The sequence below is a fragment of the Arthrobacter sp. Dra40 genome (assembly GCF_059091905.1).
In genome coordinates this window covers 1-4247 of the sequence record NZ_JBNHHB010000324.1, presented here as the reverse complement: position 1 = coordinate 4247, position 4247 = coordinate 1, and the positions used below count along the sequence as shown (strand labels likewise).

The 4247-nt window shown below is 66.5% G+C and carries 5 protein-coding genes; all 5 read right to left on the bottom strand.

The window, feature by feature from the left end:
* The coding region (locus AC5RWT_RS34975) for an alcohol dehydrogenase catalytic domain-containing protein (protein ID WP_494084232.1) at positions 1-786 on the bottom strand (786 nt) is incomplete at its 3' end.
* A gap of 86 nt (positions 787-872) precedes the next feature.
* Entirely contained in the window at positions 873-1655 is a 783-nt protein-coding gene (locus AC5RWT_RS34970) for an MIP/aquaporin family protein (protein WP_494084231.1), read from the bottom strand.
* Between the two features lie 173 nt (positions 1656-1828).
* On the bottom strand, positions 1829-2812 hold the full coding sequence (locus tag AC5RWT_RS34965; protein ID WP_494084230.1) for a glycosyltransferase: 984 nt from the start codon (positions 2810-2812) through the stop codon (positions 1829-1831).
* A gap of 3 nt (positions 2813-2815) precedes the next feature.
* Positions 2816-3952 carry a glycosyltransferase family protein gene (locus tag AC5RWT_RS34960; RefSeq protein ID WP_494084229.1) on the bottom strand — a complete coding sequence of 379 codons (1137 nt, stop codon included), beginning with the start codon at positions 3950-3952 and terminating at the stop codon, positions 2816-2818.
* A partial coding sequence (locus tag AC5RWT_RS34955; RefSeq protein WP_494084228.1) for a hypothetical protein occupies positions 3945-4247 on the bottom strand: 303 nt, incomplete at its 5' end. The genes AC5RWT_RS34955 and AC5RWT_RS34960, both read right to left, overlap by 8 nt.

The window sequence follows — 4247 nt, the reverse complement described above, 5'->3', positions numbered from 1 at the left end:
GGGGACGCCGAGGATCTGCTCGATCTTTTCCGGCAGGGAGCCTTCCTGGCTCAGGTCCACGGTCTCACAGCCGAAGCTGGCGGCCTGCCTCAGCCGGTCGGCGTTCATGTCGCCGACCACGACAGCCGAGGCGCCCAGCACGTGCGAGGAGAAGGCCGCGGCCAGTCCCACCGGCCCTGCGCCGGCAACGTAGACGGTGGAGCCCGTCGTGACGCCGGCGGTGAACGCACCGTGGTAGCCCGTGGGGAAAATGTCGGAGAGCATGGTCAGGTCCAGAATCTTCTCCATCGCCTGGTCCCGGTCCGGGAACTTGAGCAAGTTGAAGTCCGCGTACGGCACCATCACGTACTCGGCCTGGCCGCCGATCCAGCCGCCCATGTCCACGTAGCCGTAGGCTGCGCCCGGCCGGGCCGGGTTCACATTGAGACAGACGCCCGTTTTGCCTTCATTGCACATCCGGCAGCGGCCGCAGGCGATGTTGAAGGGCACCGAGCAAATGTCGCCTTCCTTCACGAAGAGCACGTCGTCACCGGTCTCGACCACCTCCCCGGTGATCTCGTGGCCGAGCGACTGCCCGACCGGGGCAGTGGTGCGCCCGCGTACCATGTGCTGGTCGCTTCCGCAGATATTGGTCGCGACCAGCTTGAGGATCGCGGCGTGCGGTGCCTTCTGCTGGATACCCATTTTGCCGGCGACCTCGGAAGGCAGTTCCAGCTTAGGATAGTCGATCGTTTCAACCGCGACTTCCCCTGGGCCTTTATAGACGATTACACGATTTCCCGTCATGGTTTTTCCTCTCATCTTCTGTTCAAGCCGCGCCATAGCCAGCGGGCGCTGCGCAGCCGCATTTTTCTTTTAACCCTGGTTTTTCACTATGTGTCGGAATCCGGTTGTATGTCTTTCTCAGCCGACATGGACGGGTCGTCGGCGCGGGGCTCGCCCTCCGGGAGTTCGCGCGGGCGAACAACCAGATCGTAGGCAACGGCAGCCGCCAGGCTGCCAATGAAGGGACCAAGAATGTAGAGCGGGAACTGGGACCATTCGACCTTGCCGCCGAAGATGGACTGCACGAGATTCGGGCCGAAGGTCCGGGCCGGGTTGAGCGAACCGCCGGTCAGCGGAGCCATGACCAGGATGGCGCTCGCGACAGCCAGCCCGATGATCAGGCCCGCCCAGCCCTTCGGCGCCCGCTTGTCCACCGCCACCGCCATGACTGCGAGCATGAGCAGGAAGGTGCCCACCGCTTCCGCAATAATGCCTTGGCCGTAGGAGACTCCCTCCCCCAAGGCGGTCGCACCTCCGCCGAAGTCCACGCTCCGCGTCCCGAATGACGCCACCAGCAAGAGGCTGCCGATCGCGGCGCCGACAAACTGGGCAATGAAGTAGGGAAGCACTTCCACCCAGGGAAACCGTTTGGTGACCGCCAGCGCGATGGTCACAGCCGGGTTGATATGGGCACCCGAAACCGCCAGAAATGCATAAATGGCCACCGCTACGGCGATGGCAAATCCCAGGGCAATGAACCCGATCCCCGGGTAGGTTAGATCCCCTTTGCCGGCAGTCAGCGCCGCCAGCACGGATCCGACTCCAAAAATCACCAGTACTGCCGTGCCGAGCACTTCAGCCGCAAGCCGCCGCATTAAAGTCGGGGTCATTATGCACCATCTCACGTAGTAACGATAAAAATGTTACGAGATTGGAACGAGGTGGAAGTGCTGTGAGTCTAGGGGGGATCAGCGAAGGGAGTCAATAGGGCGCAGCTAGTGCTACCGGTTCACCAAGCCGCTATTTTCCCGCTGTCTCGCGCCCGGAGCAGCCGGTAGGCGGACTAGCCGGCCGCTGTCTCAGCGTAGATTCCCGCCAGACGGTCCACCACGCGTGCCGGGTCGTGGTGTTCCCGGAGCCAGGTCCGGCCAGCGAGGGTTTCGGAGGTGCCACACGGGTTTTCCAGCGCAGCCGCGGCCGCTGCGGCCAGGGCGTCCGTGGATTCCCCTTGCAGCACGGGAGGCCTCTGGTAGTAACCCTCCCCCAGTTGCATCACGACCGGAACGCCGATCCCGATGGCCTGCAGTTCGCTCATGGCCAGGATGCCGGCACTTTGCCCGACCACAACGCAGGCAGAAGCGAGCCAGCGCAAGTACTCAAATTTGGGCATCTTCGGCACCAACACGACGCCGAGTTCGGCCGCGGCGGGGGCGCCGTCCCCCCAGTTCAGCCCCTGCAACTCCACCTCTGCCCCGGCGGCAGCGCGCAGGGCCCGCACCAACTCCAGTTGTTGCTGGCCGCCCTTGGAGGCGTCCCAGCGTGAGGCAAAAACAATCCGCGGCCGGTCCGCGGGCCGCCACTCGGGCAGCTCCGCCAGGTCCACCGGGTTCGGCAGGTACACGGCGTCCTTGCGGGCCTTTTCCGCGTGTTCGCGCAAGTCCGGAGTGGAGTACAGCACCTTCACCGCGTGGTCGGCGCCCCACTGGAGTGCGGGCCGGCGAACGGGATCGTAGTACTGGCTGCGGATGTCCGTGCCGTGGAAATGCAGCACAAACGGCTTGACCGGACGGGACCGCACCACCCCGATCCGTGACCCCGAATGGACGTGCAGCAGGTCCGAGCGTAGGATCGCGGCCGCCCGCCGCGCCTGCCAGGCAGCACCTGCGGCGAGCTTGCCGGCCCGGCCACCAGCGGACGACGGCGCCCCTTCGGGCGGCACCACGTTGAAGTGCCGCCACGGACGCCCCGCCCGCCGGCCGTACCTGACCAAGGTGGCACCGACGTCGGCGGCGTCATAGATGTGCAGGACGCGCGGTTCTGCTGCCACCGCTCAAGCCTCCTGCCGGGCGAACAGTCCGTCCACGGCGTTCTCCCAGCCCTTGATCTGGTGCTCGGAGGACAGCTCGCGGGCGGCGGTGTGCGCGTTGGCCTTCCACTGGTCCACGAGTTCGGGCGTCAGGGTCTTGAGCACCTCCACCAGGGCCGCGGGGGTGAAGTCGGCCGTGACCGCACCCAGATGATGCCTGCGCAGCAGCGTTTCCATGGCGGGTGAGGGCCCGATGATCAGTCCGGTGCGGGCCTGGACGGCCTCGAAGAACTTGTTCGGCAGCGCGTGGGCCAGGTTGAAGTTCGTGGGCGGGATGATGGAGATGGCGACGTCGTACTCGGCCACGGTGTCCACCAGTTGGTCGTACGGGACCGGCTCGCGGAACCGCACCCGCGCCAGCTCCTCGCCGAGTTCCTTGAGCTCGGCGACGTAGGCCGGCTCGTTCGGCATCACAATCAGGTCCAGCTCCAGGTGCTCCGGCGCACCCCGCATGGCCTCCATGATGTCTTCGATCTTGCGGTAGCGCTGCCCGGCGGAACTGTAGATCATCCGGATCTTTTCGCCGGTGGGCCGCGGCTGCCTGTCCGCGAACGGGGCGGCGTTGGTGACCACCGAGGCCGGCACGCCGAAGTCCTGGGTGTACTGCTCCGCAATCCCCTCCGCCACCGTGGTTACCGAGCGCACGGCCGGCAGGTAGGTGCGGCAGAGCCAGCGGACGTACGGCGCCACCAGCGCGCGCCAGGCCGGTTTGTTGAAGTGCTCTTTCGGCGCGAATTCGTGCAGGTCGGCGTGGACCCCGTGGTCCGGCCGCAGGCTCAGCGCGAGCGGCACGGTGTTGGTGTCATTGGCCAGCACCGCGCCGAAGCGCTGGCCGCCCAGCAGTTTCCGCGCCTGCGCCACGGCTGCGATGTTCCAATACACGTCCACGTAGCGCCGCAGGGCGAGTCGCCGGGGATCGCGCGGCCAGCTGGCCAGTGCGGTATCCAGCTCGAAGTGCCCGGCGACGCCGTCCGGTGCCGGGCCGAAGCCGCAGGTGAACAGCCGGTACTTGTCCTTGAACAGGGCGATTTGCTTGAGCACCCTCGGGTCGCTGCGCAGCGGCGAGAGCGAGAGGACGAGCAGGGAGGGGGAATCAGTCACGGGGCTGCCTTACGTCGTCTCGGGCGGATTCAGGAGCTGCCACGCGGTTTTTGGCCGAGGAGCTCGCAGCCGCAGCAACGGAGCGTACCGCGGCAGCCGCCCGTCCCTTCGGCCGTACTTCGCGCAGCCAGCCGGCCGCAGTGAACGCCAGCGAGTTCAGGTTGGTCCGCAGCGGCGCTTCACGCCGGACGTTATCCAGCCAGCGCCGGGTGAAAGTGCGCTGGAGCGCACCGGCGCTTGCCCGCCGTCGTAATGCCGGCGCAAGATCAGCGGCCGAGGCGGCATCACGCAGCAC

Coding starts and splice junctions, on each gene's coding strand:
- AC5RWT_RS34970 (WP_494084231.1), bottom strand. CDS start 1,655: ATGACCCCGACTTTAATGCGGCGGCTTGCGGCTGAAGTGCTCGGCACG.